Source organism: Paenibacillus sp. LRG-1, assembly GCF_057220305.1.
Map to the genome: position 1 here is coordinate 1,607,579 of NZ_CM170126.1, position 26,737 is coordinate 1,634,315.

General features: G+C 47.4%; 22 protein-coding genes and 1 riboswitch. Of the genes, 16 read left to right on the forward strand and 6 right to left on the reverse strand.

The genetic code is table 11. The features are described from left to right. Nucleotides 1-5: 5 nt before the first annotated feature. Nucleotides 6-1,499, reverse strand: coding sequence for an aminotransferase-like domain-containing protein (locus tag ACUUJN_RS07075; protein ID WP_053324907.1), 1,494 nt, complete (start codon nucleotides 1,497-1,499; stop codon nucleotides 6-8). 132 nt (nucleotides 1,500-1,631) lie between these two features. Here ACUUJN_RS07075 and ACUUJN_RS07080 point away from each other — a divergent pair, with 132 nt between their 5' ends. Then, complete coding sequence (locus ACUUJN_RS07080) at nucleotides 1,632-2,543, forward strand: DMT family transporter (protein ID WP_013309297.1); 912 nt, start codon at nucleotides 1,632-1,634, stop codon at nucleotides 2,541-2,543. Nucleotides 2,544-2,681: 138 nt separating this feature from the next. Here the strand turns inward: ACUUJN_RS07080 and ACUUJN_RS07085 are convergent, their stop codons facing one another. Next, nucleotides 2,682-3,482 carry a Cof-type HAD-IIB family hydrolase gene (locus ACUUJN_RS07085; protein WP_023987642.1) on the reverse strand — a complete coding sequence of 267 codons (801 nt, stop codon included), beginning with the start codon at nucleotides 3,480-3,482 and terminating at the stop codon, nucleotides 2,682-2,684. Nucleotides 3,483-3,644: 162 nt separating this feature from the next. Then, complete coding sequence (gene lplA / locus ACUUJN_RS07090; RefSeq protein ID WP_023987643.1) at nucleotides 3,645-4,646, reverse strand: lipoate--protein ligase; 1,002 nt, start codon at nucleotides 4,644-4,646, stop codon at nucleotides 3,645-3,647. A 164-nt stretch (nucleotides 4,647-4,810) separates the two neighbouring features. Between lplA and cobD the strand changes: the two genes are divergently transcribed. From cobD to ACUUJN_RS07140, 10 genes are all read left to right on the forward strand, one after another. Continuing rightward, nucleotides 4,811-5,914 carry a threonine-phosphate decarboxylase CobD gene (gene cobD / locus ACUUJN_RS07095; protein ID WP_053324909.1) on the forward strand — a complete coding sequence of 368 codons (1,104 nt, stop codon included), beginning with the start codon at nucleotides 4,811-4,813 and terminating at the stop codon, nucleotides 5,912-5,914. Next, the gene (cbiB, locus tag ACUUJN_RS07100; protein ID WP_484669457.1) at nucleotides 5,904-6,875 is read left to right on the forward strand and encodes an adenosylcobinamide-phosphate synthase CbiB; all 972 of its coding nucleotides are present in this window, start codon (nucleotides 5,904-5,906) and stop codon (nucleotides 6,873-6,875) included. The genes cobD and cbiB overlap by 11 nt, the downstream gene beginning before the upstream one ends. A 38-nt stretch (nucleotides 6,876-6,913) precedes the next feature. Further along, a complete protein-coding gene (locus tag ACUUJN_RS07105) occupies nucleotides 6,914-7,672 on the forward strand; it encodes a histidine phosphatase family protein (RefSeq protein ID WP_370671146.1) in 759 nt (252 codons plus the stop codon). A gap of 121 nt (nucleotides 7,673-7,793) precedes the next feature. Continuing rightward, nucleotides 7,794-7,987: riboswitch (cobalamin riboswitch) on the forward strand. A gap of 207 nt (nucleotides 7,988-8,194) precedes the next feature. After that, entirely contained in the window at nucleotides 8,195-9,202 is a 1,008-nt protein-coding gene (locus ACUUJN_RS07110; RefSeq protein WP_023987647.1) for an ABC transporter substrate-binding protein, read from the forward strand. Beyond that, nucleotides 9,199-10,245, forward strand: coding sequence for a FecCD family ABC transporter permease (locus ACUUJN_RS07115; RefSeq protein ID WP_209941360.1), 1,047 nt, complete (start codon nucleotides 9,199-9,201; stop codon nucleotides 10,243-10,245). Before ACUUJN_RS07110 ends, ACUUJN_RS07115 begins: the two co-directional genes overlap by 4 nt. Next, on the forward strand, nucleotides 10,242-11,075 hold the full coding sequence (locus tag ACUUJN_RS07120) for an ABC transporter ATP-binding protein (protein WP_023987649.1): 834 nt from the start codon (nucleotides 10,242-10,244) through the stop codon (nucleotides 11,073-11,075). The genes ACUUJN_RS07115 and ACUUJN_RS07120 overlap by 4 nt, the downstream gene beginning before the upstream one ends. Nucleotides 11,076-11,118: 43 nt before the next feature. Further along, nucleotides 11,119-12,189, forward strand: coding sequence for a nicotinate-nucleotide--dimethylbenzimidazole phosphoribosyltransferase (cobT, locus tag ACUUJN_RS07125; RefSeq protein ID WP_484669458.1), 1,071 nt, complete (start codon nucleotides 11,119-11,121; stop codon nucleotides 12,187-12,189). Then, on the forward strand, nucleotides 12,186-12,752 hold the full coding sequence (gene cobU / locus ACUUJN_RS07130) for a bifunctional adenosylcobinamide kinase/adenosylcobinamide-phosphate guanylyltransferase (protein ID WP_053324914.1): 567 nt from the start codon (nucleotides 12,186-12,188) through the stop codon (nucleotides 12,750-12,752). The genes cobT and cobU overlap by 4 nt, the downstream gene beginning before the upstream one ends. Beyond that, complete coding sequence (cobS, locus tag ACUUJN_RS07135; RefSeq protein ID WP_023987652.1) at nucleotides 12,749-13,618, forward strand: adenosylcobinamide-GDP ribazoletransferase; 870 nt, start codon at nucleotides 12,749-12,751, stop codon at nucleotides 13,616-13,618. The genes cobU and cobS overlap by 4 nt, the downstream gene beginning before the upstream one ends. 38 nt (nucleotides 13,619-13,656) lie before the next feature. Beyond that, nucleotides 13,657-15,270, forward strand: coding sequence for a cobyric acid synthase (locus tag ACUUJN_RS07140; protein ID WP_484669459.1), 1,614 nt, complete (start codon nucleotides 13,657-13,659; stop codon nucleotides 15,268-15,270). 219 nt (nucleotides 15,271-15,489) lie between these two features. Here the strand turns inward: ACUUJN_RS07140 and ACUUJN_RS07145 are convergent, their stop codons facing one another. Continuing rightward, complete coding sequence (locus ACUUJN_RS07145) at nucleotides 15,490-17,190, reverse strand: methyl-accepting chemotaxis protein (RefSeq protein ID WP_028543010.1); 1,701 nt, start codon at nucleotides 17,188-17,190, stop codon at nucleotides 15,490-15,492. A 502-nt stretch (nucleotides 17,191-17,692) separates the two neighbouring features. On the opposite strand from ACUUJN_RS07145, the gene ACUUJN_RS07150 reads away from it, so the two are divergent. The 5 genes from ACUUJN_RS07150 to ACUUJN_RS07170 all read left to right on the forward strand — a co-directional run bounded on the left by ACUUJN_RS07150 (nucleotide 17,693) and on the right by ACUUJN_RS07170 (nucleotide 24,667). Continuing rightward, entirely contained in the window at nucleotides 17,693-18,964 is a 1,272-nt protein-coding gene (locus tag ACUUJN_RS07150) for a PTS transporter subunit EIIC (protein WP_484669460.1), read from the forward strand. A 205-nt stretch (nucleotides 18,965-19,169) separates the two neighbouring features. Continuing rightward, the gene (licT, locus tag ACUUJN_RS07155) at nucleotides 19,170-20,003 is read left to right on the forward strand and encodes a BglG family transcription antiterminator LicT (RefSeq protein ID WP_023987656.1); all 834 of its coding nucleotides are present in this window, start codon (nucleotides 19,170-19,172) and stop codon (nucleotides 20,001-20,003) included. 170 nt (nucleotides 20,004-20,173) lie between these two features. Then, a complete protein-coding gene (locus tag ACUUJN_RS07160) occupies nucleotides 20,174-22,078 on the forward strand; it encodes a beta-glucoside-specific PTS transporter subunit IIABC (RefSeq protein WP_484669461.1) in 1,905 nt (634 codons plus the stop codon). 242 nt (nucleotides 22,079-22,320) lie between these two features. Next, nucleotides 22,321-23,718 carry an L-cystine transporter gene (locus ACUUJN_RS07165; protein WP_025724316.1) on the forward strand — a complete coding sequence of 466 codons (1,398 nt, stop codon included), beginning with the start codon at nucleotides 22,321-22,323 and terminating at the stop codon, nucleotides 23,716-23,718. Nucleotides 23,719-23,968: 250 nt separating this feature from the next. Further along, nucleotides 23,969-24,667 carry a queuosine precursor transporter gene (locus ACUUJN_RS07170; protein ID WP_023987659.1) on the forward strand — a complete coding sequence of 233 codons (699 nt, stop codon included), beginning with the start codon at nucleotides 23,969-23,971 and terminating at the stop codon, nucleotides 24,665-24,667. A gap of 65 nt (nucleotides 24,668-24,732) precedes the next feature. Here the strand turns inward: ACUUJN_RS07170 and ACUUJN_RS07175 are convergent, their stop codons facing one another. After that, nucleotides 24,733-25,821: a M24 family metallopeptidase gene (locus ACUUJN_RS07175; RefSeq protein ID WP_418027410.1), complete on the reverse strand. Its 1,089-nt coding sequence runs from the start codon at nucleotides 25,819-25,821 to the stop codon at nucleotides 24,733-24,735. A 72-nt stretch (nucleotides 25,822-25,893) separates the two neighbouring features. Continuing rightward, nucleotides 25,894-26,622 (reverse strand): MBL fold metallo-hydrolase, encoded by a 729-nt coding sequence (locus tag ACUUJN_RS07180; RefSeq protein ID WP_418027411.1) that lies wholly within the window; start codon nucleotides 26,620-26,622, stop codon nucleotides 25,894-25,896. Nucleotides 26,623-26,737 lie beyond the last annotated feature (115 nt).

A 26,737-nucleotide genomic window follows, 5' to 3' on the forward strand; every position in this document is an offset into this window, starting at 1 on the left:
TACCTTTACATCGTTCGACTGATACGTAGAAGTGTGGAGATTCCTTCTTTGATTTGTAGCTCGTTGGCGTATGAATAAGACAGCCGTATATGCGTTTTACCCTCTGCGCCGATGGGATCAAACACATTGCCGGTGACAAAGGATACGGACTCTTGTAAACTTTTGGCAAGTAATTCATTAGGTTTCAACGTAGAAGGCAGCTGGAGCCACAGGTTGAGTCCCCCTGCCGGGCTGGTCCACGTCCAACCGGAGTCGCGGAGACTGTCTTCCATCGTTTCCTTACGAATCTGGAGCGCGATACATAGCTTTTTAATATGCTGCTGCATACGTGGAGATTGAAAGTATTCTAAAAACAGCTTTTGATTCAGCAGTGGCGATCCATTGTCCACTAACGCTTTGACGTTCAGCAGGCTGTTCATGAGCTGTGGTCGGCAGGTCACGGCTGCGATTCGTAGACCGGGTGCGACATATTTACTGTAACTTCGAATGTAGACGACGCTTCCCGAAACATCATAGGCGAAAATCGGAGAAGGGGGCTTTTGCCCAAAGCTAATGTCATAGGTGCTGTCATCCTCAACAATAAGGCAGCCATAGCGCTCGGCTAGTTCAGGCAGTCGTTTGCGCTGCTCATCGGGGACCGTAAAGCCCGTCGGGTTGTGGAATGTTGGATTCATATAAAAGAGGCGTGGTTTTTCCGTTTTCATGCACCACTCAATCTGGTCCATATCATAACCTTCTGGTCGAATATCAGTCATAGTCAGACGTGCGCCTAGTCTACGGAATATTTCCATAGCGGGGCCATAGGCAGGGCGTTCGATCAATACACGGTCTCCTGTACGGAGCAGAGATCGGGCAATTAAATCAATGGCTTGCTGTGCTCCAGAGGTAATCAGCACTTCATCCGGTGATAAAGCAAAATGCTTATCCACGCTAAAATGCTGCGCCATGGCCTCCCGAAGCTCGGCATCGCCCTGTACAGCGGAATAGGTGGCCGCTACTTTTGGATGCTTTTCAAATACCTGCATCATCAGCTCTCCCCAAAATCGGTTGGGCAGGAGAGAGGGGTCAATCAGCGCTTTGGAAAACTGGAAATTCGCATTTACCGATTGAACGCGGCTAAGTCCATCCATTCCTCTCCAGGCTGAAACTGACGGATCATCTGCCGCATGGGCAGATTCGGAGTGAATCGTGAGGTCAATGGACGAATGTCCCGAGTAGCCAGCATATTTTGCATGCCCAGTCGCTTGGGAAGCATGAACGTAATATCCTGATTTGTCTTTTACATAGACCAGTCCCCGTTGCTTCAACTCCTGATATGCCCGGAAAACAGTTAGCCGATGTACACCCAGCTCCTGAGCCAAGCTTCGTACGGACGGCAGCTTCATGTCTGTTTGCCAATCCCCGCGATCAATCCGCACAGTTACATAATGGATAACCTGCTCATACAGCTTTAAGGCATGATCGGCTGGAAAGAGTAGTTCGCTGTTGTTCTTACCCATGCTGTCCACGCTCCTTTCTGTGTATTGTACTATATAGCACTTTAAAAACGTATACAACTGTTCTGTAGTTATACATCTGTTCTGTTCGTCCCCCTGTATGCTTAAAAGCAACTGAAGGGAGAGGGACGTATCATGATAGGTATCGCGTTTACAGTAATGTGTCTTATTTTTGGCACAACGTTTTTGGCCATAAAAGTGGGAGTGGAAGCCGGACTTCCACCATTCCTATCGGCAGGTGTACGTTTTTTCGCGGCAGGGGCGATATTGTTCATTGCTATGAAGCTGACCGGAAAAGTACGATGGTCGTTATTATGGCGTAAGGAAATGTTGCTGATTGGAGCAGGAACGACCTTCGGTACATTTTCAGCCTTGTATTGGGCAGAGCAATATGTCAGCTCGGGGATCGGAGCTATTTTGTCAGCTACCGGGCCGATGATGATCGTCATTTTGCAATCTGTACTGCTACGGCAAAAAACGTCACGGATTACGGTCGTTGGCTGCATGATCAGCTTTCTTGGTGTGGTACTGGTTGTGCTGCCCGGATTGGCGGTTCAGATCAGTGGTCTGTGGCTGGCGGGATGCCTTGTCATTTTGCTGGGGGAGCTGTGTTATTCCGGGGGAGCTCTTTATTCCAAGCGAGTGATGGATGTATTTCGTGAAACGAACCCAATTGCCCTGAATGCGGCGCAAATGATCCATGGGGGATGGATGCTGCTGTTACTGTCTGCGATCACGGAACCGTGGAGTTCTGAGGGGTGGCAGTACCTTCCTGCCATGGGGTCTTTACTTTATCTGATCCTGTTTGGTTCAATGATTGCACATACACTGTTCTACTGGCTCATGGAGCGTACAAATCCCCTGTTTCCGACGACGTGGCTGTATATATCACCGCCGATTGCGGTGGGCTTGGGAGCGTTGTTGTATGGAGAGCATGTAAGCTGGTGGATGCTGGCTGGGGTGCTGCTCATTGTGACCGGACTAATCCTTATGAACAATGGAATTATCCGTCTGGTGAACAGGCGCAAGGTACGTTCTGCTGCCTGATATTTTATAGCGGTCAGGTTATTATATGATCTGACAGAAAAGGCCTCCAAACTGTCGTATGTTACTGATCATGCGACGTTTGGAGGCTTTGTTGTTGTATTACTTTATTTAAGTATTATGGGAGCAGGCACTTTTTGCTTATTCAACATTGAGTACGAATTTGTCGATGGCGTGCTTAACACCGTCTTCGTTATTGCTACGAGTGATATAATCAGCCAGCTTTTTCAAATCAGGAATGGCATTCTCCATCGCTATGCCGAGACCAGCGCATTCAAGCATTTCATGGTCGTTCCAAGAGTCGCCGATAGCAATCGTTTCCGACAGTTCACAGCCAAAATGGTTTGCAAGGAAGGTAAGCGCATGGCCCTTGGTGCCTTCATGATGCATAATTTCCAGAAAATGAGGCTTGGATTTTGTAATGTGAACTTCATTGCCAAGCAGTTCGCGAAGTTCAGGAATTAATTCATCCAACACTTCCGGCTCGTCGATGATCAGCAGTTTAGGAGCCGGCTGCTCTATAACTTTACTGAATACAGGCTCTACAAAATATTCCGTGTTGTTCAGTTCTGTGTAATCTTTGATTTTCTGATTATCTTCACGTGTGTACAATTTGTCATCTATATACGTTTGCAGATGCAGATTGCGTTCTACGCAGAATTCATACAGGCGACGTGCAGCCACGAGTGGAACATAACGCTCATACAGCACGTTTTCGTCCAGCAGGTTTTTAACCAAAGCTCCTTGGTACGTAATGATTGGCACGTTCAAACCAGTTTGTCGAGCAATTTTGTGTGCGGAGGCATAAGCTCGTCCAGTAGCGAGGGTAACCACCACACCTTTCGCTACAGCAGCTTCTAATGCCTGTTGTGTCGCCGGTGTAACTTCTTTCTGGTCGTTAATGAGTGTATCATCAATATCAATGGCAATTAATTTATACATATCGGTATTCTCTCCTTTATCTCTATCATGGGGCAATGTTAAAATTGTATCTTATAATATTCAAAATGACAATATCGCAATGAAAAGGGGACGGCCCCTATAAGAGCCTGTCCCCTTATAACCACTGAAGTATTGGCTTGAAACGATGGGAAAAAGTAACGGTTAGTCTTCCAAAAATACAAGTCCAACAAAATCGTCCAGCTCAATATTACCAAAATAGTGCTTCAAATCGAGAGAGGATAAGGCTTGACGTACCTCACCTTCATCATAGCGCTTGCCACGCAGGATATTTTCAATATCAGCAACGTCACCCACGCCGAAGAAATCCCCATAGATTTTAATATCACGGATATAGCCTTCCTTAAGATCCATGCGGATATCAATAATGCCGACCGGAAATTTACGTGTGTGCTTGATATTGCTCTCGGGGGATAGACCGTAGTTCCAATCCCACGATTGGTAGCGTTCTTTGGATATTTCATGGATTTTGGCCCAATCGGTATCGGTGAGCTTATATTGAGGTACCTGATCCAATTCTGCACCGAATATGAAACGCAGCAGTTCCTCGCGAAATTGCTCTATGGTCATCTCACGGTCCATCAGTTCGCTGATGTTAGCCACGCGACTGCGGACGGATTTAGTGCTTTTGGATTTGAATTTTTCGGGATTGGCATGCAACGATGCAGCCACATTGTCCAGATTCAGGTTAAACATCAATGTACCGTGGCTGAACATCCGTCCGCGTGTGGCAAATTGGGCGTTTCCTGAAATTTTACGTTCTCCGACCTGTAGATCGTTGCGGCCTGTCATTTCAGCTTCTACTCCCATTTGGCGCAGAGCATCAATCACGGGTTGCGTAAATTTGAGGAAATTATGAAAGGACTCCCCGTTATCCTTGGTAATAAAGCTGAAATTTAAATTACCGAGGTCATGATATACAGCACCGCCGCCGGACAGGCGACGAACGACTTGAATATTGTTATCTCTGACAAACTCGGCATTGATTTCTTCAATGGTATTTTGATGCTTGCCTATAATAATAGAAGGCTGATTAATGTAAAACAGCAGATAGCTGTCGTCCAGCGGAAGATGCTTGAGCGCGTACTCCTCAATGGCAAGATTAATGGCTGGATCGTGTATGCCCTGGTTGTCGATGAACAGCATGTCCATTCCTCCGTATATACAAACTGTGTAATTTTATGTGTGCCTCCTTCTATTGTAACCCAAGTGAGCCATGTACACAAAAGCTCATTTGCATTGACGGGACGCAAAAAGCAGCCTCATAATGGAGCTAAATGATTGGAAACGGCCGGAAAGGATGAGAGGTAATGATAGAGGTTTACGGTCATGGCGGGGACAGGGAAACAGCTGCAGCGACATTCGGCGGAGCTGCTGCGGATTTTGTAGATTTTAGTGCAAATATTAATCCGCTTGGTCCACCACCGGAGGTGCTTGAGGCGCTGCAACACTCATTTGACACTGTGATTCGCTATCCAGATCCTGGGCATCGGAATTTTAAAAATATGCTCGCACGGCGACTGCATGTTCCACCGGAGTCGTTAAGTATCGGAAACGGAGCGGCTGAAAGTATGGCGCTCCTGCTATTGGGACTGGCTCCTAAGCGTGTGGGTACAGTGGAGCCGTGTTTTTCAGAATATGCGGAGCTGGCTGGCAAATTCGGAGCTGAGGTCAACCGGGTGTACGGGAAGGCCTCGCTTCAATGGAAGGCGGACGTGGAGGACATCCTTCAGCTCATGGAGCAGGTAGATGTTTTGTTTCTTGGGCAGCCGAATAATCCAAACGGTGTGCAATATGGTAAGCAGGAGCTGTGCGAACTGGCAGAAGCGGCTGGCAAAACGGGTACCGTGCTGGTGGTGGATGAAGCATTCATTGATTTTATCCCGCTGGAACGGCGAATCTCACTACTGCCTGTGCTGGATCGTTATCCTCATGTGATTTTGATCCGGTCAATGACCAAATTTTATGCCATTCCTGGCTTGCGATTGGGCTATGCGATTGCTCATCCAGATTATATCCGGCGAATGACGGCCAAACAGGTGACCTGGAGTGTGAATGGATTGGCGTTGCTGGCTGGGGAGGCGTGTTTGAGAAGTGGGCAAGCATATGAGCACCAAACACAGGAGCTGATTGCTACGGAGCGCAACCGCCTGTTGACCGCCTTGGCGGAATGGGGCTGCGGTGTTGTTCCCGGCGAAGCCAATTACGTGCTGGCAAGGGCGCCGGGTACGTGGAGCGCATCGGCGATTCAGCAGGCGCTTGGACAACGCGGAATTCTTATACGTAGCTGTGCTATGTATCCGGGGCTGACGACGAGCCATTTTCGGATTGCGGTCAAGGATGCAGAAGCCAACGACAGGCTGCTGTCTGTATTGGGTGAAGTGCTGGAGGAGGAGCAGCGGCGTGACAGTTAGCTTGATTATCCTGGCAGCCTATCTTTTGGACAGGCTGATCGGTGACCCGAGGTGGTTGCCACATCCAGTCATCGGTATGGGACATGCCATTTCAGCATTGGAAAAAGCGATTCGCCGCCAGGCCCGAAGTGACCGGGGGTTGAAACGTGCGGGTATACTGCTTCCACTCATTGTGGCGGGAGGCTCCTTTACGCTCGCCTGGGCGCTATTGCACTTGCTTGCCTGGATTCATCCGTGGTTGTCTGTCGGCGTAGAAATGGTGCTGATTGCGACAACGATTGCTTCCAAAGGACTAAAGGACGCAGGAATGGCAGTATACCGAGCGTTGCAGGCGGATGACCTGTCTGCGGCACGGCGGGAGCTGGGCATGATAGTTGGGCGGGATACGCAACAGCTTGATGAGCCTGAGATTGTACGCGGTACGGTTGAAACGGTCGCTGAAAATATCGTGGACGCGATTATTTCCCCGCTTTTTTATGCCCTGATCGGGGGAGCACCCTTGGCGCTGGCTTATCGTGCTGTGAATACGCTCGATTCCATGGTTGGCTATAAAAATGAAAAGTATCTGCATTTAGGCTGGGCTTCAGCACGTCTGGATGATGTCGCTAACTACATTCCGGCACGTCTGACAGCGGCAATGCTTGTGGTAGCGGCGTGGATGTACAAGCGAGATGCTGCAAGAAGCTGGCGCACAGTCAAGCGAGACGCTCGTCTGCACCCAAGCCCGAACAGTGGCTTCCCGGAATCGGCTGTTGCTGGTGCACTGGGGATTCGTCTTGGAGGCTATAATGTGTATCATGGCGTGCGCTCCTTTCGTGCATACATGGGCGATTGGATACGACCGCTAGAGTCGAAAGATATACGGCATACGATCCAGCTGATGTTCGCCGTGTCCAGTATGTTTGTAGGATTGTGTTTGTTAGGAGCCGCAGGTTGTTTTGCCTTGGGATGGGTGCGGTGAGGAGTGACACACTGAATAATGATCGAGCAGGAAGTGACATGATCTTGAAACAAGATATAGCAGCAAAAAGGACAGTAGAATACGCACAAAGTCCGAACTCACAGGAGGATAAGGTGCCGTATGATGCTAAAGAAGATCTGCATTGGGACATGGAACTTGTGTTAGTTCGTCACGGCACAACCTTATGGAACAAGGAACGTCGATATCTAGGACACTCCGACTTAGGTTTGCTACCGGGAGCAGAGCAGGAATTAAAGCCTTTGCAAGAAAAATTGCAAGGGCAGTCCTTTGCTCGAATCTATTGCAGCGATTTAATGCGATGTCGCCAGACCTTGCAGATCATTGTGCCGGAATCAGAATTGACGTCTGGAGGTTCCCTATCTACTATGTCTCCTATGATGGAACCACGTCTGCGAGAGCTTCATTTTGGTGAGTGGGATGGAAAAACGTATGACATGCTCAAGGATGTGTCGTTGTATCGCGCTTGGATTGATGAGCCGCAACGGATAACCCCTCCTGGAGGAGAGTCTTGGGCAGATTTTGTGAATCGTCTACGGAAATTTCTTGACTCTCTGTATGAATGGCGTGTTGCTATGGAAGTTCAACCCATGGATTTGACTGCTGCGCCACCCTCTGTTTTGGTCGTTACGCATGGTGGCGTAATTCGTCAGTTAGCTTGCATGCTGATACCGGGCCATGATTTTTGGAGTTTGAATCCGAAGCCGGGAGAAGCATTTAGGATTCAATTGAGGCTGGCAGGACGGCACAATTACATAGCAGAAATGCTTCCTCATTAGGTTAGACACCTGCGGATAAAGAGGCTGTTTGGGTTGTAAGCCGCCTCTTTTTAACCTATAATCATCAAGTAAAAGAACGGCTTGACTACCACTTATCAAATATCCAGCAGACGAGGTCGGCGCAGCGTGATGAAACTATGGTTTCCCTTGCCTGCGCTGTTAAAAGGGAAGTCGGTGTGAGTCCGGCGCGGTCCCGCCACTGTAAATGGAAACATGCCCGTTAGTCCTGCTTTATGTGCTACTAAGCATATGAAAGAATTTCAGGACATGCATTTTACCATAAGTCAGGATACCTGCCCGTCCGCCTGTCACCATAGTCCTTCGAGGAAAGGATGACGTGTTCGCAGTGACTGTCCATGCGGAAAGAAGCTGCCGCCTGCGCACGATCTGCGCTAACGTGGCCCCTGTGTCCTGATATGAGGATGCGGGGTTTTTTTGATAGGAAAAGAAGGCTGGATTTAGAAGATATCTGATGATGTTCAAGTAACGCTCTTAACGATTTTTTATGAAGGGGTGCAAATCATGGCAGGAAAAAAAATAAAGGTTTGGACAACAGGTCTATTGGTTCTGATTTTGGCAGTTGTGCTGAGTGCATGTGGAGCTAATGGGAAAAATGCTGAAAATAAAGAGAACCAGAATTCTTCACAGCAGCCGGGACAGACCGTAACCGCACAAGAGCCTCCGGGCAAAACAGTTTACCCACTCACGGTTAAGGATACAACAGGACAGGAATTTACATTCAAAAAAGCGCCGGATAAAATCGTTTCCGTCTCCCCGGCAGAAACCGAGGCGCTGTTCGCCATCGGGCTGGATAAGGAAATTGTTGGCGTCTCCGACTACTCTGATTACCCGGAAGCAGCTACGAAAAAGCCTAAAGTGGGCGGTATTATGAAACCGAACGAAGAGGCGATCATTGCTGCTAACCCGGAAGTCGTTTTTGCAGGGATATCACTTAGTGAACAGGCTACGACCAAGCTGCGCGACATGGGAATTATGATTTTTAAAACGGAACCGAAGACAGTTGAAGATGTCATGGCTAACATCGAATTGTATGGGAAAATCACCGATCATCAGAAAGAAGCGAGAGCGGTGACTGACAAGATGAGAGCAGATGTAGCTGAAGTGAAAGAAGGAATTAAAAATATCGGTAAAGGTCAGAAGCTGCGGGTATACGTCGAGTTTTCACCAGGCTGGACAGTTGGTAAAGGCGAGTTTATGGACGAGCTGATTACGTTGGCGGGCGGCGAAAATGTAGGCGCCACGCAGAAGGGGTGGTACCAAATTAGTGAGGAAAATATTATTGCTGCGAACCCTGACGTGATTTTGTACAGCAAAAGTGTCAAGGACGACAAAACTGGTCAAACGCTCGGCGAAATCATTAAAGCTCGCAGTGGATGGGATCAAATATCGGCTGTTCGCCACAACCGGGTATTTGCCGTGGATGATAATTTGATTAGTCGTCCGGGTCCACGCGTAACGGAAGGTCTCAAGGAAGTGGCCAAGGGCGTGTATCCTGAAATTTTCAAATGAACCGTAAACTGATCGGCTTTGGAGGAACAGGTCTTGTCCTGCTGTTACTGACGCTACTGCTCTGTCTTGGCATCGGCTCGGCCAAGCTTCCGGTCAGCCAGATCACGGGCATTCTGGTTAACCACCTTCCATGGTTAGGCGATACGTTTACACCGGATTGGAATACATCCTCAGAGCAAATTATTTTGAAGGTCAGATTGCCACGAGTGTTACTGGGAATGTTGGTAGGAGCAGCGCTGGCGCTGGCGGGAGCCGGATTTCAGGGTGTGCTGCGTAATCCTTTGGCTGATCCGTATACACTGGGGGTATCCTCGGGGGCTTCGGTAGGAGCGGCAGTACTGATTTATTGGGGCCTTCAATTTTCATTTGTTGGCATATGGACGCTGCCGCTAGTGGCATTTACGACCGGAATGCTGACGCTGTGGATGGTGCTGACGTTGGCACGGGAAGGTGGAAAAATTCCGACACAAAGTCTCATTTTGTCGGGTGTGGTGATGCAATCCTTTCTGGGGGCGGTTGTTTCCTTTCTGACAGCCATGTCGAAGGAGACGGTCAATGAAATATTGTACTGGACGATGGGAAGTCTTAGCCTGCGCGGTTGGTCATATACAGGAATCCTTTTACCTTATGTGGTCATAGGACTGGTATTTCTATGGAACCGGGCACGTGTGCTGAATATTTTGGCTTTGGGTGAACGTCAGGCGGCTCACATGGGAGTTCATGTAGATGCGACGAAGCTATCTGTTCTGATCATTTCCACGCTGCTGACAGCAGCCGCTGTCTCGGTATGTGGAGTGATTGGCTTTGTGGGACTCGTTGTACCGCATATCATTCGTCTGGTGACAGGGCCTGATTACCGGATGATTGTTCCATTATCTGCGCTCGGTGGAGCTATTTTTATGGCTTGGGCAGATACGGCGGCTCGCACGTTGTTAGCCCCCACGGAAATTCCTCTGGGCGTGATGACGGCCTTTGTTGGGGCACCGTTCTTCGCATATCTCCTGTACCGGAACAAGAAGCTGCGCAGGGGGGAAATGCTGTGACAGAACAAAGTGAATCACAGAAGGTACATGATCGGGCGTTAGAGGTAGCGGGTCTAACACGTGCCTATGGAGAGTTCCATGCGTTAAAGAATATAAGCTGGAGCGTCGACGAAGGAACTTGGTGGGGGATTATTGGTCCGAACGGCAGTGGAAAATCCACCTTGCTGCATTTGCTTTCCGGTGTAGATCAGCCAACTTCGGGAAACGTTCATATCTATGGCAAAAAGGTCGGTAGCTACAGCAGAAAAGAGCTTTCCCGACTCATAGCCGTACTCCAACAGGAAGGGCTTCCTCCAGTGGGATACACCGTCAGGGAAGTCGTAGAAATGGGACGTTTTCCTCATCAGGACTGGCTAGGCAGGGAAAAGGGTGTTGATGTGGAGGCGATCACGGATCGCGTGCTAGAGCGATTGGGTCTTACCACGCTGGCGGACAGAGCATTGGACCGCTTGAGTGGGGGACAGCGACAGCGTGTAGCTTTGGCAAAAGTAATGGTGCAGGAGCCACGAATATTGCTGCTGGACGAGCCTACGACCTATCTGGACTTGCGCTATCAGCTTGAATTTATGGAACTGTTGGCAGATTGGCGCCAAGAAACGGGTGTGACGATTATTGCGGTCTTGCATGATCTTAACTTGACAGCCCAATTTTGCGAAGATTTGCTTGTACTCAAAGATGGAATGGTTGAAGGATTGGGAGCTTCATCGAAGTTATTAACCGAGGATCGGATTCGACGAGTATACGGTGTTGAGCCTGTGATGCTTCCGCATCCCGATAGCGGTGTGCCGCAGCTCTTGCTGCGCAGGAGTGCTTCGGATACAGCAGATTAAATAAACGATGAAACACACTTAAAAAGAGCAGGGAGTGGAAGTTATGAACAACAAGCTGCGTCAGCTGATCGATAGCATTGCCCAGCCGGATGGGGTGGCGGCCTCGGCAGCTTCAGCCCATTTGGACCAATTAACAAAGCCACCGGGAAGTCTTGGCAAGTTGGAAAGTGTGGCCATCAAGCTAGCAGGAATTACAGGAGTGGACAAGCCTGAATTTGATCGTAAAACGGTTATGGTCATGGCTGCGGATCACGGGGTGTGTGAAGAGGGAGTCAGTGCCTTTCCGGCTGAGGTTACACAGCAAATGCTGTATAACATGCTGTCAGGTGGCGCGGCAATTAATGTGCTGGCACGCCATGCGGGCGCAGATGTCAAGGTGGTAGATGTTGGCGTGAATGCGGATGTCGCTCACGCGAATCTGGTGGACCGTAAGGTACGCATGGGTACTTCGAATATAGCTAAAGGGCCAGCGATGCTGCGTACAGAAGCGGAACAGGCGGTTTTGGCCGGAGCAGAAGCCGTAGCAGAAGCGGTCAAAGGTGGCACACGGCTATTCGTTACCGGAGAGCTGGGCATCGGGAATACGACAGCCAGCGCTGCGGTCGTATGTGCTCTCACCGGACTGGAGCCGGAAGTTATCGTAGGCCGGGGGACGGGTGTAGATATGGCTGGGCTTACCCGTAAAATATCGGTTGTCTGCCGCGCATTGGACGTGAACCAGCCAGATGCAAATGATGCGCTCGACGTGCTCACTAAGGTCGGCGGTCTGGAGATTGCCGCCTTGGCAGGAGTCATCCTCGGGGCAGCCGCACATCGCTGTCCAGTCGTGTTGGACGGCTTTATTTCAGGCGCAGCCGCCCTCGCAGCGCGTGCACTTGCGCCTGCTAGCGCTGCGTACATGCTCGCTTCGCACGCCTCGGACGAGCGCGGGCACGCGGCGGTGCTCCGCCAGCTCAAGCTGGAGCCCATGCTTCATTTGGACATGCGGCTCGGGGAGGGCACAGGCGGTGCGCTTAGCTTGCACCTGATTGATGCGGCGTGCCGCATTATGCGCGAAATGGCGACCTTTGCCGATGCAGGCGTATCGGACGGTCAGGGAGCCGCGCAGCGATGAAAGCGCTCGTGACCGGCGGGGCACGCAGCGGGAAAAGCGGCTTTGCCGAGCGATTATGCATGTCGCGCGCGCCTGGCGCCTGCTACATTGCAACGGCGCAAGCCTATGACATGGAGATGAAGGAGCGCATCGCCCTTCATCGGGTCCAGCGCGAGTCTGCCGGATACGACTGGCAGACGCTGGAGGAAGCGCAGGCGCTGCCGGAGCTGCTGCGACGGCTTGGCGGCGATCAAGCGTCGCAGCCATCACCCGCGCCTATGGTGCTAGTCGACTGCCTGACCCTGTGGCTGTCGAACGTGCTGCTGGCCGCAGGCGAGGACGGCGAAGCTGCGTCCAGAGCTGCCATTAATGAACTGGCGGCAGCTGTGGAGCAGTATCCGGGGCAGCTCGTCATCGTGACCAACGAGGTTGGTGACGGTATTGTGCCCGAATATCCGCTTGGTCGGCTGTATCGGGATTTGAGTGGGGTAATGAATCAGCGGATTGCCCGTCTTTGTGATGAAGTATTTTTGGTGACGGCGGGCATTCCCGTAGAACTCAAACAGTTGGAATATAAGCTATGAGCCGCGAACGTCAGGCTGTTGCTGCGGCTTTTCAATTTTTAACGCGTCTTCCGGTGAAGGCGGAATTGGATTTTTCCCCGGATTTGCTTAAACGCAGTGCAAGTTATTATCCGCTGGTCGGAGTGGTTATTGGCATCATTGTCTGGGGCTTTGCGGCGCTTACTTCTATGGTGTTGCCGCCGTTGCCGTGTGCGATTCTTACGCTTGTTGTCTGGGTTTGGTTGACGGGCGGATTGCATTTGGACGGGTGGATGGATGCGGCTGATGCCTTGTTCAGCTACCGATCCCGTGAGCGGATGCTGGAGATTATGAAGGATAGCCGTGTAGGAGCAATGGGCGTTATTGCTTGTGTGTTGCTACTCATGCTCAAGGCTTCTTTGCTGTATACAGTGTTGGTTGAACGGAATGTGTCTGGCTTACTGCTGCTTCCGATGGTTTGGAGCCGCTGGTTTATGGTACATGCAATGAAGCGCTGGCCTAAAGCCCGTAATGATGATGGGCTGGCTGCGCGTTTTGCTGATATGAGTGGTGGCCGCGTAGGGTTAGCCGTATTCTGGGCTGTATTAGTGACCCTGAGTGCTGCCGTAGGACAATATCTTCTGGCAGGTTTGGCTACAGCAACAAGGGATACTGGGAATCTGTCGTTGGCAGGATCAACCATACAGACGTTCCTTTCATATTCTGAGAGCCTTCCAATCTCGATAGGCTTTGTGTTGATTCCGGTCTTGGCTTACGGTGTTGGAACCTTCACGGCAAACCGTATTAACCGCCGCTTGGGTGGACTTACGGGAGATATATACGGAACTTTAAACGAATTGCTGGAGACTGTTTTATTGTTGTTTATTGTAATTTTGTACGGGTTGTGACCAGATTTGAAATGAATTCGTTAAAGGGGAAGAGGCAATTGTCAACTTTCGAACCGTCCTGCACGAACCCGGCAGCCGTATTGATGCTTCAAGGAACAGCGTCGGATGTGGGCAAAAGCGTGGTGACAACTGCGCTTTGCCGTATTTTTACGCAGGACGGATATCGTCCCGCACCGTTTAAGTCGCAAAATATGGCGTTAAACTCTTATGTTACCGAGGACGGCAAGGAAATTGGACGCGCTCAGGGGGTGCAGGCTGAGGCCTGCGGTATTGAGGCCACGACTGACATGAATCCGATTCTGATTAAGCCAGTCAAAGATATGCACTCACAAATTGTTGTACACGGTGTACCTTATGCCTATATGAGCGCCTCAGATTACCGGAAGGATTTTTTGCCAAAAGCCAAACAGACCGTTATGGATGCTCTGAATCGGTTGCGTGATACCTATGATATTGTCCTTATGGAAGGGGCAGGCAGCCCGGCAGAGATTAATTTGAAGGACCGAGATATCGTAAATATGAATTTGGCAGGTTGGGCGGATGCACCAGTGTTGCTTATTTCAGATATCGACCGGGGCGGTGTTTTTGCCTCTCTCGTAGGAACCATCGAGTTACTGGAACCCCATGAAGTACAGCGTATCCGCGGATTTATCATTAACAAATTCAGAGGTGATCTGTCTCTGCTTCAACCGGGATTAGACTGGCTGGAAGAACGGACGGGCATTCCTGTACTCGGTGTATTGCCCTATCTACCAGACATTCGCATTGAAGCAGAGGATTCGGTAGTACTGGACAAGAAGCCCAAGCAATCTGCAAAAGATAAAGAACTGGATATTGCGGTGATACGATATCCGCGGATTTCCAATTTTACGGACACGGATGCTCTGGCCGCAGAGCCGGATGTGAGTGTTCGTTATGTCACAGAAGCCGGACAGTTGGGCGTACCGGACGCCATTATCTTACCGGGGACCAAAGACACTATTGGAGACCTGCTGGAATTGCGTGAGAGAGGTCTGGAGAAAGACATTCGGCAGGCTATGAATACTGGACGCACACAGCTAGTTGGCATTTGTGGAGGTTATCAGATGCTGGGTACAGCGCTATTTGATCCCGAAGCCGTCGAATCTGGGTTGCCGCAGCAGGCAGAAGGGTTAGGTTGGCTGGCTCTATCCACGACCTTTTTAAAGGAAAAGCAAACCGTACGCGTACTGGGAACCCTGTCTAATCATTGCCCGCTTTTGCTTGCGCCTGATTCGGGTTCTGCCTCTAAGCCAAGCATTGAAGGCTATGAAATACATATGGGCGTTACGGAGTATGTTACGGAACCATACGCACCTACAGATATAACTTTTAACTTAAGCGAAATGAAAAGGTTATTCCATATCCGGCGTGGCGAAGGAACAGCTTTTGAGGAAGGCTGGGGTACGACAGACGGTAAAGTATGGGGAACCTATTTGCACGGTGTGTTTGATAATGACCGTTTTCGTCGGTGCTGGCTGGATGGATTGCGACAAACCAAGGGCTTGGCACCTTTAGAAAGCACTTTTACTGTACGTGAAGCCAAGGAACGAGAGTTTGACCGTGTCGCAGAGGTGGTACGGGCTCATTTAGATATGGAGCAAATTTATCGTATTATGGGAATGAATTCATAAACTTCATGGATGATTATTAAAATCGCTTTTAAAAAATAAAGAGGTATCTCTACAGCCATTTTCAAGACTGTGAGATACCTCTTTTTATTCAGGATTTTGCAAAATTCGATTCCAGTCGCTCTGAAGTGCAAGATATAGACGAACTAAACCATTTCGATCTACATCTTGTCCATTGGAAGTCGCTTATGGGATTTTTGCAAAATCCTCTATTGTATCGGCTTACGTAATTTTAAATTTTTGAACTGCCTTTTGCAGCTCGGTTGCTTGTTTGCTTAATTGGCGAACAACCTCGCTGTGGCTTTCCATTTCATTCAGTTGCTCATCGGCGTTAAAACCGATTTCTTGAATCATATGCTGTGCATTGGCAGCGATGAGAGCTGTCTCTTCCACGGAAGCAGATACTTCCTCCGAGCTGGCGGATACTTGCTCCGTTGCTGCAGATACCGTTTGAATCGTAGCATTGATCTTTTGCATAAGCTCACTTAGCTGGTTAAAGGCTGAGCTCGCTTGTTGAACCATTTCCGTTCCCGAATGAATTTCACGGCTAACCTGGGTCACAGAGTCCACAGATTGTTGCGATACTTCTTGAATGGTAACCAAATAGTCAGAAATTTCTTGTGTGGCTTCTTTAGATTGCTCGGCAAGCTTGCGTACTTCTCCAGCTACTACGGCGAAGCCCCGTCCATGTTCGCCCGCACGGGCAGCTTCAATGGAGGCATTCAGGGACAACATTTGAATTTGCTTCGTAATATCGAAAATAGCCGAAACGATACTGCCAATGGCTTCTGAGCGCTCATTCATACTATGGATGTATCGAAGCGATTCATCGGCAGCATGTCCTACCTGTGACATTTGAGCTACAGCTTTTTGAGCGAGCGTATTACCGTTAACCGTTTCTTTCGTTGCTTCACTGATTTGATCGGATACATCATTGGCAGAGGAGGCGATATGCTGAACACCTTGAGCGATTTCCTCCATAGCCTGTGCATTTTCAGCAGCAGTTGTAGCTATGCTGGTACTGCCCTTTGCTACTTCCTCTGCGGCAACTGTAGAGTCCTGCACTTTTACACTCATAGCCTCAGTCCGACGAAGCAGCTCGTCCGATCCTTCAACAACCGCACCGGATGTAGAAAGCACATGGCCGATCATTTCTTTCAAGTTATGAGACATTGATTGGAAGCTGCGGGCAAGTTGGGCAATTTCATTGACTCCATGAACTTTCGCTTCTTGTGAAAGATCACCTTGAGCGATTTTTTCGCTATGACGAACCAATTCAGCAATGGGTTCTACAACTTTACGTATCACGAGGGTAGAAATAATTCCGCCCAGCAGGAGCGTTGCCACTGTAATACCTATGCAAATCCATAAAATTTGTTGGGATTTTTCCTGTACGAATCCGACATCTTCGTTCACACCCAGAACTAGATTACTACCCGATATAGCAAAGAAGGCGGTTTTGTGTACTCCGTACGAATCGCTGTAAATTTCACTGATATTCATCTCGCCTTGTTTTGCTTTTTTAATATCCTCTACTGGAATGAGTGCATCCTTGACCTTGTATACTGATTTTACATTCCGTGCGACGACTTCGGCTTTACCATCCTTTACTACTGCGATATATGCCGATTCTAATTTGAGAGTATCGACCTTCTCCTGAAGATAGGATTCCATCTGTATAGCGGAGCCGGAATCAGAACCGCTTCCTTGTTGGGCCTGAACCGCTAAGGAAATATTGAGATCCTGATACACATTTTTAGCTCCAGTTTCTAGCAATTGGTCTACTTGAGGCATGACACTGTTATTAATGATACTCATGGATATTGCATAGAAACTGATGCTGAACAAAAGGGATGCAAAGAGCTGAATCAGCAAAAACATAATTCGTAATTTCGCGCCAATGGAACGATTAAAACTCTTCATGAAAATTCTCCTCTCACATGATGGTAATAAAATCAGACGAATTCCCCTGCTTGATGTAGGCCGCTTGTCCAATAAGATACTAGGCACGCCATGATCTACTTGTTTTCCTCTCCTTGCTTGAAGAAAAGACTGAAAATGTTCGGATTCTATGTATATTTCAGCTGTATTCAAGGGACAAGAATGTGAAAGGGAAGTAATCCATGATTTACTAAAAAGTAGGTTAGACCTATTTTACATAATTAACAGGCGGTTGAATAGTCATATTTGCCCAAAAACAAACAAAAAATATATAACTATGGTCTTAGGTGTTTAGATGTAAGTTAGATGTAAATTATCAGGTGCATAAAAACGAATAGATTACTCCTTCTTTAAAACTATTGTAAAAAAGAAGTAATATAAGTAGCATAAGGAATACCGCTTTTATTACAATATTCTTCTAAGCTTGGTTTGGTAAGTTCGAAAGTGGTCTTCAATATACATATAAAAAGGGGAAAAGGTAGTTATGAATCGGGATTTACTTTCCAAAGAAATGATTTCGCAGGTCAGGGGAGAAGATGAACAGGAGCAGACTTTCGGAAGTTACAGAGCTGCCACAGGGAGAAATCCGATAAGTCGTCTATTAGATTATGTATCAGGCGTATTCACTCCGATCTTGCCGGCAATGATTGGGGCGGGAATGATCAAGGTATTAATATCTATTTTCATGTCCTTAGGTTTTTTGTTTTCAGACCAACAGGTATTTACTAGTTTGTTATCTGATCAACAGGCGTATACCATTTTATTGGTTATCAGCGATGGGGTATTCTATTTTTTGCCCATTCTATTTGCGGCAAGTGCGGCAAGAAAGCTGAACAGCAATATGTTTGTTGCGGCTGCCATCGGAGCATCAGTATTGCATCCCCGCCTGACAGAGTTGTTCCAGTCTGGTGAGGAGGTTCGCTTTGGCGACTTGTCAGTCATAGACGGGCAGTCTGCTTCTTCCATAATACTAATGCTTGTTGTCGTTTGGATGGCGTCGTATGTGGAAAAATGGTTAGACAAGCATACCCCCTATTGGCTTAAAGTAGTGGCTGTCCCGACTTTGACTCTGATGATTTTTATACCTTTGATGATGTTCGTTCTTGGCCCGTTGTGGGGGTATCTCGGTCAACATTTATCGGATGGACTCGCATGGTTATTTGATAATGCAGGAGTGTTTGCAGGGCTGCTGCTCGGGGGCGCGATGTCTTTGCTTATTATGGCAGGTATGCAATATATAATGGTACCGATTATGATCAGCTCGCTTGCAACACTGGGCTACGATCATGTCTTTCCTGTGGTAGTGGCAGCGGTACTTGCCCAGGCAGGTGCAGCATTTGGCGTGCTTTTTAAATCCAAAAATGTCAAAGTGAAAACGCTGGCCTTTTGGACAGGCTTGCTTGCCATGATGGGGGTGGTTGAGCCGGCGATGTATGGAGTCACAATGCGCTTTAAGAAGCCTTTTGTTGCGGCGTTGATCGGAGGGGCTCTCGGTGGTGCATTTATGAGTTTATTTGAAACTGAAGCAACGGCTATTGGTGGTATATCAGGTCTGCCCAGCTTGGGATTATTCGTCGGTCCTACATTTATATATGCTATTTTGGGAATGTTAATCTCACTAGTTACAGCTGGCGTAATTACGTATTTTATGGGCTTTGTGGATGAAAAAGATGAGCATTCGCAAGTAGTGTCCACATCTGGCATGAATGCTTCTCCTTCTCCGAACTCGGTTGTGGAAAAGAGCCCTGGCAGCTAAGGCGTGCCAACGCCCAAAAGCCTCATGAAAGTGTTTACAAAAAAACTTGTCACCTCAGTCTTTATATGATATTATGGTGTCAGTTATTCAAAACTGCACAATCGTGGATTGTTACTGAGCGTATCGGGCAAAACCATAAGCAGGCACTATGTGTCAGTTTTGGTATTGCCTTTTTTTACTACTCCAAGCGGCTTAAGGTGATGGAATGAAGATAGCAAAGGTGCTGAATAATAACGTCGTAACGGTCATTGATGAACAGCAGAAAGAATTAGTCATTATGGGAAGAGGAATTGCTTTTAAAAAAAACACAGGCGATGAGATTGAAGAAGAGAAAATTGAGAAAATTTTCAAACTTGAAAGTACCGAGGTTTCTCGCAAACTCATGACCCTGATGTCTGATATCCCTATTGAATATGTTGAAATTTCTGATGAAATCATCCAATATGCCAAAACGATACTTGGTGTAGAGTTGCATGACAGCATCTATATTTCGCTGACGGATCATATCCATTTTGCCATAGAGCGTTATCGCTTGGGTATGGATATCAAAAATGCACTTTACTGGGAAATCAAGCGAATGTACCGTAAGGAATTCACGATTGGGACCAAAGCATTGCACATGATTCAGGACAAGCTGGGAGTTACACTTCCAGATGATGAAGGAGCATTTATCGCCTTACATTTGGTGAATGCACAGCTTAATAGCGAAATGCGCGAAACGATAACCCTGACTAACATTGTCAAGGATATCATAAATATTGTAAGTCGCTTTTTTGTAATGGATCTGGATGAAGAGTCGTTAAGCTATTACCGCTTTATTACACATCTCAAATTTTTTGCTCAACGGGTAATGAATGGGACCCCTGTACAAAATACAGATAATTCCCTTCATGATATGGTTAAGGTTCAGTATAAGAATGCTTACGCCTGCGCGGAAAAAATAAGAGATTATACCACTAAAATCTATGGTCGAAGCTTGTCCCAGGATGAGATGTTGTATCTCACCATTCATATCGAGCGTATCATTAAAAATCAATGATTTTATGTATGATCAGGGATTTAGGATTGCTACTTCTAAACCAGAAGGCAAAACCTGAATGCTGAAAGAAGATTGGCTTTTTATAAAGCTGTCTGCTTTCTGTATTCAGGTTTTTTTATTGCCCATTTGCGCATTTTATTTTATACCTTAAAAGAAAAGAGGAACACCTCATGGATCAAAATCAATTATCCAAAGAGATACTTACACTGGTTGGTGGTGAAGAAAACGTAGAGCAGGTCATTCACTGCATGACCCGCTTGCGCTTCAACCTTCATGATGATAAGAAAGCTCAGAAAGAGCAGTTGCAGAAAACGGATGGCGTCATGGGAGTCATGGAGAGTGGCGGCCAGTTTCAGGTTATTATCGGTAATGATGTAGCTAACGTGTACAAATCGTTGGTGAGCAACATGTCCAAGGCTCCGCAAAGTGACTCAGGAGCAAGTACTGCATCTAAGAAAAAACAAAACCCGATCAGCAAACTGTTCGACTTTATTGCGGGTATGTTTACACCGATTTTGCCAGCGATCACCGGCGCAGGTATGATCAAAGGGATCATTGCTCTTTTAGTGGCAATGAACTGGATGTCCGATAAGAGTCAAACCTATACGATTTTAGCGGCAATAGGTGACGGTGCGTTCTACTTCCTGCCTATTATTCTGGCTGTCAGTGCTGCTAGAAAACTCGGCAGTAATATGTTTATTGGTGCGGCGATTGGTGCTTCCATTTTGCACCCGACGATTACAGCTTTACTGGCATCTAACGTGAAGGTTAGCTTTATTGGTCTTCCGGTGACAGCGGCCACGTATTCTTCGACCGTTATTCCAATCGTTATTGCGGTCTGGCTGGCATCTTATGTTGAAAAATTCATTGATAAGTATACACATGCATCACTGAAGTTGCTCGTTGTTCCGACATTGACTTTATTGATTATTGTACCTTTGACTTTGGTTGCTGTAGGGCCGCTCGGCTCCATTATTGGTAATGGCCTGTCAGGCGGTATCTCTTGGTTGTTTGAAAATACAGGTGCACTTGCAGGTCTGCTGCTAGGCGGTACCTTCTCCCTGATCATTATGACAGGTATGCACTATGCGTTGGTTCCTATTATGATTGGATCGATTGCAACGTTGGGCTTTGACTACATGATTCCAATTATGGGAGCAGCCAACTTGGCACAGGCTGGTGCTGCACTGGGTGTATTCTTAAAATCAAAAAATGCCAAAGTCAAAACAGTGGCTTTCTCGACGAGCTTGACAGCTATTATGGGTGTAACTGAGCCTGCAATGTATGGTGTAAATATGCGGTTTAAAAAACCATTTACTGCTGCGTTGATCGGCGGAGCCGTCGGCGGGGGTTTCATGAGCTTGTTTGGTACAAAAGCGTATGTCATGGGTGGATTGGTTGGTGTGCCTGGTCTGGCGATGTTTATTGGACCGACTTTCTTATACGCAATCCTGGGTCTTATTATTGCATTTGTGGTTGCTACGATTGTTACCTATTTGATCGGCTTTACAGATGAAAAGAACGAAGAAGCACCACAAGCAACAACAGACGCTGGCGGAGACATCTCCACTGATGAAATAGCACAATCTGCTGTGTCCTCACTGCCGAAAGGTGAGAAAATCCCGGTATACAGCCCGATTATGGGTGAAGTTAAGCCGCTCAGTGAAGTCAATGACCCTGCATTTTCTCAAGAAATCATGGGTAGAGGTTGGGCTATTGAACCATCCGAAGGCCGGGTTGTTTCTCCAGTGGATGGCACAGTGTTCTCCATTTCCAAAAGTGGGCATGCTGTTGGATTGGTGAGTGATTCAGGACTTGAAATGCTCATTCATGTTGGGATGGATACGGTTAAACTAAAAGGACTTCATTTTACGCCTCATCTTAAAGCAGGAGATCGCGTGAAGGTAGGAGACCTCGTGCTGGAGTTTGATCTGGTGGAAATCCGCAAGGCTGGTTACGAAACGATAACGCCTGTTATTGTTACGAATGTAGCTCAGTTTAGCGAGTTGGAGTCCGCTGATAATCAGCATAAAGTGGTTAAGGAACAGGAACTGTTATACACAGTGATCGTCTAACGGCTGATAAAGATTTTACGCCTAAGTTGAATACATGTCGTTGTGTTCAGGACAAAAAACAGCAAGCCTTCGAAAGATGAAGGCTTGCTGTTTGGCATTTTCAATAAATCCAAAGTGGAAGCTGCTTAACTATTTTATTGTTATAAAACCTACAAAAATAGTTGGTTTTGTGATATAGTAATCTTCGGATTGAGGGATCACCTTATAAAACATATTAAGTATAAGTTTGGAGGAAATAATACATGGATACCTTCTTTATTATTTTAAATGTAATCGTGCTGCTTTTGCTGCTAGGCGTATTGGTCTGGATGCAGAAAAAGCACATCTCCTTCACAAAAAGGGTATTTGCCGGACTTGGCTTCGGACTGATCTACGGGGCTGTTCTACAATATGCCTATGGTGCAGGCTCAGAGGTCATTACAAAATCAGTTGATTGGTTCAACCTCGCAGGTAATGGTTATGTCCGTTTGCTGCAAATGGTAGTTATTCCGCTTATCATGGTGTCGATTATTTCGGCTATTATGAATTTGAAGGGAAGACAGAACCTTGGCAAAATCAGCGTATCCATTATTGCAGTACTACTGATTACAACGGCAATTGCTGCTTCAGTTAGTATTGTAACCAGCTTGTCGTTTGATCTAAAGGCAATTGAGATTCAAGGTGGGGAGAAGGAACAAGCACAGGGCTTAAAGATGGAAGAGCGTCTTGGAACAGTTCAGGACATGACCATTCCACAGCAGGTGCTGGAATTTATTCCTTCAAATCCTTTTGAGGATATGACGGGAGCACGTCGTACGTCGACGCTGGCGGTGGTCATTTTCTCGGCCTTTATCGGTGTGGCTGTGCTCGGATTGGATCGTAAAAAACCGGAACAGGCGCAAACCTTCCGTAAAGTGATCGATGCAGTGTACGCTGTAGTGATGCGGATTGTAACTCTGGTGCTGAGATTGACTCCTTACGGCATTTTAGCACTGATCACTAAAGTAGTAGCTACGACCAATCCGGATGAAATTTTGAAGCTAATCAAGTTTGTGCTCGCTTCTTATGTAGCTCTGTTGGTCATGTTTATCATTCATCTTATTTTGCTGGCCTTGTTCGGCTACAATCCGGTGACGTATGTGAAAAAGGTATTGCCTACACTGGTTTTTGCTTTTACTTCTCGTTCCAGTGCGGCGACCATTCCGTTAAATGTTGAAACACAAACGAAAAAGCTTGGTGTGTCCGACGGCATCGCGAATCTGTCTGCGACCTTGGGAGCGACTATTGGGCAAAACGGCTGTGCTGGTATTTATCCGGCAATGCTGGCGGTCATGATTGCTCCAACCGTGGGTATTGATCCAACGAGCTGGGATTTTATCCTCACGCTTATTCTGGTCGTTACGGTCAGCTCGTTTGGCGTGGCGGGTGTAGGCGGTGGTGCCACTTTCGCTTCCCTGATCGTGCTTTCCACCATGAATCTTCCAGTGGCATTGGCAGGATTGCTCATCTCAGTCGAACCGTTGATTGATATGGGACGCACAGCGTTAAATGTCAATGATTCTATTACCGCAGGTCTCATTTCAGGCAAGGTGCTCAAGGAGAACGATCAAGACGTGTTCAACAATCATGGCATGGATTTGGATGCAACGGCACACTCCTAAGTAAATGATAAACGAAAGGTGTACGATGCATTCCCCTATCGCATCTGTAGCCTATATAACACACGTACAGAATGTACTCAATACAAAGAGCCGGCCATAAGGTCGGCTCTTTGTATTGAGTTTAGGACAGTGTAAATTATAGCTGTTCACGAATCCTAATCTATGATACATTAAAATAATGTTTTTCCGGCTTGCTTCGGATGAACCGCGGTTCGCAACCATCCCGCGCTATCAAAACTAGGAGGATTTCATGTTTAATCTGTTATGGGGGGCAGCTTTTGTCCTCGTCAATTTTATGTTCTTTTTGTTATGTTTTCGGTTGTTCGGTAAAAAAGGGCTGTACGCCTGGATTGGTGTTGCTACTGTACTAGCCAACATTCAGGTAACCAAAACGATTGATCTGGTCGGTATTACCACGACATTGGGAAATACGATGTATGTTTCTATGTATATGGCCAGTGACTTACTGAATGAAAAATATGGGCCTAAAGAGGCGCGTAAAGCTGTGTGGTTCGGCTTTTTTACTCTGATTATGACGACGATAACGATGCAAATGGTGCTGCAGTTCCAGCCTACTGCAACGGATTTTGCCCAGACACCGATGCAACAGCTGTTTGGATTGTTGCCAAGGCTTGCGCTTGCCAGCTTGACAGCCTATGCGGTCAGTCAATTGCTGGACGTGCGTCTGTATGCCTGGATTCGCAAGTTTTTTCCGGAACGTCATCAGCTCTGGATTCGCGGCAATGGCAGCACGATGATCAGCTCGTTTATAGATACGCTCATTTTCTGTACTATTGCCTTTTACGGTTATGCGTGGGGGATATGGCTCGAGATATTATTCACCACATACATCTTAAAATTTGTACTGACCGCGGCGGGTACACCCATTTTGTACATCGCACGCAATTTCCGCTTTATAGAAGAGGAGGAGCAAACCCTCAAGCCATAATGGCTTGGGGTTGCCCCTCCTTTTTTCATACTTTTTACATACCGATATAATGAATAGCGATGTTTTTATCCCAGCACCGTAAGTTCTTTTGGAAAAGAGGTAAGCACTTCAACACCATCAGAGGTGACCAAAACGTCATCTTCAATCCGCACACCGCCGAGGCCTGGCACATAGATACCGGGTTCGATTGTGAACACGAAGCCTTCATGAAGCAGATCGCTATTGCCTCCGTGTACAGATGGATATTCGTGAACACTCATGCCAAGGCCGTGTCCAACTCGATGGTTAAAGGCAGGGCCATATCCAGCGGCTTCAACAACAGCCCGTGCTGCCTGATCTACGGATGCGCAGGAAACTCCCGGGCGAATGGCGGCAATTCCCGCTTCGTTCGAGCGAAGAACCGTATTATAAATCGTTTCCAGCTCAGTCGATAGCTTTCCAAAAGCAAAAGTACGTGTAATATCCGAAGCATAGCCATCGGAGTATACGCCCATATCAAACATGAGCAGATCGCCATGCTGTAGCTTGCGGGTGCCTGGAACACCATGAGGCAAGGCTGTTTTGGGTCCAGACAGTACTGTTGTGTCAAAGGACGGGCCGTCTGCGCCGATCTTTTTCATCTGGTATTCGATTTCTGCCACCAGTTCGACTTCCGTCACCCCTTCACGCACATGGGTGAGACCGTGACGAAGAGCATCTTCTACCAAACGAGCTGCATGTTTCAGACGTTGCACTTCCTCAGGAGTTTTTCTCACACGCATTTCTTGAAGCACTGGACCTAGATCCACATATTGAGCCGCGCCAATGGCAGTATGTAGCTGTTCGTAACGGAGGACGGAGACGTGCTCCTTTTCCAGCGCGAATGCTTTCACACCGGTGCCTGTACGTTGACGCAGCAGATCATATGGATTGTCCGTATCGGTGTGGGTGGATATACGAGTCACAGAAGAAGCAGCTTGGGCGGCTTCTGCATCCAGGGCGGGTACGATCAGTTCTGGTTCTTGGTCCCGAAGCAACACCAGACCCAGAAAACGCTCATGCGGATCACTGGCAAAGCCCGTCAGATAGTAAATATGTTTAGGATCGGTCACAAGCATGCCGTCCCAAGACTGTGACTTCAGTTCATCATACAGTCGGGTTATTTTCTCATTCATAAAGTCTCATTCCTTTCTGTCTATTTATTCATTATAGCTCTTCATACATAATTATTTATAGCATTGAATGACTTATTCTCTTTCCTGACATAATGTTTGCAGTCGTGCCTGTACATTCTGATCATAGTAACCACCATGGTAGCAGAGTACCTTCTCGACATCCAATACAGTTAGTTTATCGAGGCTCTTCAGGGCCAGCGGCATATCCGGCGTAGCCGACTCTGCAGGACCGACCAGTTCACCTTCGACTACCAGCAGTTCATCTGCTGCCAATAGTAGCTTTTGTGCGGGCACATACAAACTTATATGCCCGGGCGTGTGACCGGGTGTATGAATAATCTGTATGCCCCCACCATAAGGCAGATGCTCACCGTCCTCAAGAATATGAGCAAAGCGCAAATCTGGCAGGCGGCGAATCATATCCTCTGCTTGCTGCTTAAGCACAGTATCCATTTGTTTGATCCGTTCCGACGTCAGCTTCACAAACGGTCGCTCTCCTGTCATATAAGGAACGTCATCCTTATGGGCTAACAGGGCAGTATTCGGCAGCAAGTCCAGTAGTGCATGAACATTTCCGATATGGTCAATATCCTGATGTGTTAAAATAATTCTTTTCAGGCGGCTGATATCCTCACCCACATCTGAAATAGCCTTGCGTAATGGCTCCAATTGGCCGAGCATTCCCGTGTCAATCAGTGTAAGTCCATCCTCGTCCTTGAGCAGCACAGGATAAATGGTCGTTTTTCCAAAAAAAGATTCTATAGGTACTTTCAAAATCAAGAGTTGATTTCCAATATTCATATTAAGCTGCTTCAGAATCCCTGACTCCGAAACATACCTCCCGTCTCATCGTGTTAAATCGCTTTCCTCGTTTTTATTTTTCCTTATCTTCAAGCTCTATTATAAAACCCTTTGG

Excerpts from the sequence above, each read along its gene's own strand:
- licT (WP_023987656.1), top strand. The coding sequence starts at position 19,170 with ATGAAGATAGCAAAGGTGCTGAATAATAACGTCGTAACGGTCATTGAT.
- ACUUJN_RS07145 (WP_028543010.1), bottom strand. The coding sequence starts at position 17,190 with ATGAAGAGTTTTAATCGTTCCATTGGCGCGAAATTACGAATTATGTTT.
- cobU (WP_053324914.1), top strand. The coding sequence starts at position 12,186 with ATGAAAGCGCTCGTGACCGGCGGGGCACGCAGCGGGAAAAGCGGCTTT.
- ACUUJN_RS07165 (WP_025724316.1), top strand. The coding sequence starts at position 22,321 with ATGGATACCTTCTTTATTATTTTAAATGTAATCGTGCTGCTTTTGCTG.
- lplA (WP_023987643.1), bottom strand. The coding sequence starts at position 4,646 with ATGCTGTTCATCGACAACCAGGGCATACACGATCCAGCCATTAATCTT.
- ACUUJN_RS07075 (WP_053324907.1), bottom strand. The coding sequence starts at position 1,499 with ATGGGTAAGAACAACAGCGAACTACTCTTTCCAGCCGATCATGCCTTA.
- ACUUJN_RS07085 (WP_023987642.1), bottom strand. The coding sequence starts at position 3,482 with ATGTATAAATTAATTGCCATTGATATTGATGATACACTCATTAACGAC.
- ACUUJN_RS07170 (WP_023987659.1), top strand. The coding sequence starts at position 23,969 with ATGTTTAATCTGTTATGGGGGGCAGCTTTTGTCCTCGTCAATTTTATG.
- ACUUJN_RS07180 (WP_418027411.1), bottom strand. The coding sequence starts at position 26,622 with ATGAATATTGGAAATCAACTCTTGATTTTGAAAGTACCTATAGAATCT.
- ACUUJN_RS07105 (WP_370671146.1), top strand. The coding sequence starts at position 6,914 with ATGATCTTGAAACAAGATATAGCAGCAAAAAGGACAGTAGAATACGCA.
- cobD (WP_053324909.1), top strand. The coding sequence starts at position 4,811 with ATGATAGAGGTTTACGGTCATGGCGGGGACAGGGAAACAGCTGCAGCG.
- ACUUJN_RS07175 (WP_418027410.1), bottom strand. The coding sequence starts at position 25,821 with ATGAATGAGAAAATAACCCGACTGTATGATGAACTGAAGTCACAGTCT.
- ACUUJN_RS07110 (WP_023987647.1), top strand. The coding sequence starts at position 8,195 with ATGGCAGGAAAAAAAATAAAGGTTTGGACAACAGGTCTATTGGTTCTG.
- ACUUJN_RS07150 (WP_484669460.1), top strand. The coding sequence starts at position 17,693 with ATGAATCGGGATTTACTTTCCAAAGAAATGATTTCGCAGGTCAGGGGA.
- cobT (WP_484669458.1), top strand. The coding sequence starts at position 11,119 with ATGAACAACAAGCTGCGTCAGCTGATCGATAGCATTGCCCAGCCGGAT.
- cobS (WP_023987652.1), top strand. The coding sequence starts at position 12,749 with ATGAGCCGCGAACGTCAGGCTGTTGCTGCGGCTTTTCAATTTTTAACG.
- ACUUJN_RS07080 (WP_013309297.1), top strand. The coding sequence starts at position 1,632 with ATGATAGGTATCGCGTTTACAGTAATGTGTCTTATTTTTGGCACAACG.
- ACUUJN_RS07160 (WP_484669461.1), top strand. The coding sequence starts at position 20,174 with ATGGATCAAAATCAATTATCCAAAGAGATACTTACACTGGTTGGTGGT.
- ACUUJN_RS07115 (WP_209941360.1), top strand. The coding sequence starts at position 9,199 with ATGAACCGTAAACTGATCGGCTTTGGAGGAACAGGTCTTGTCCTGCTG.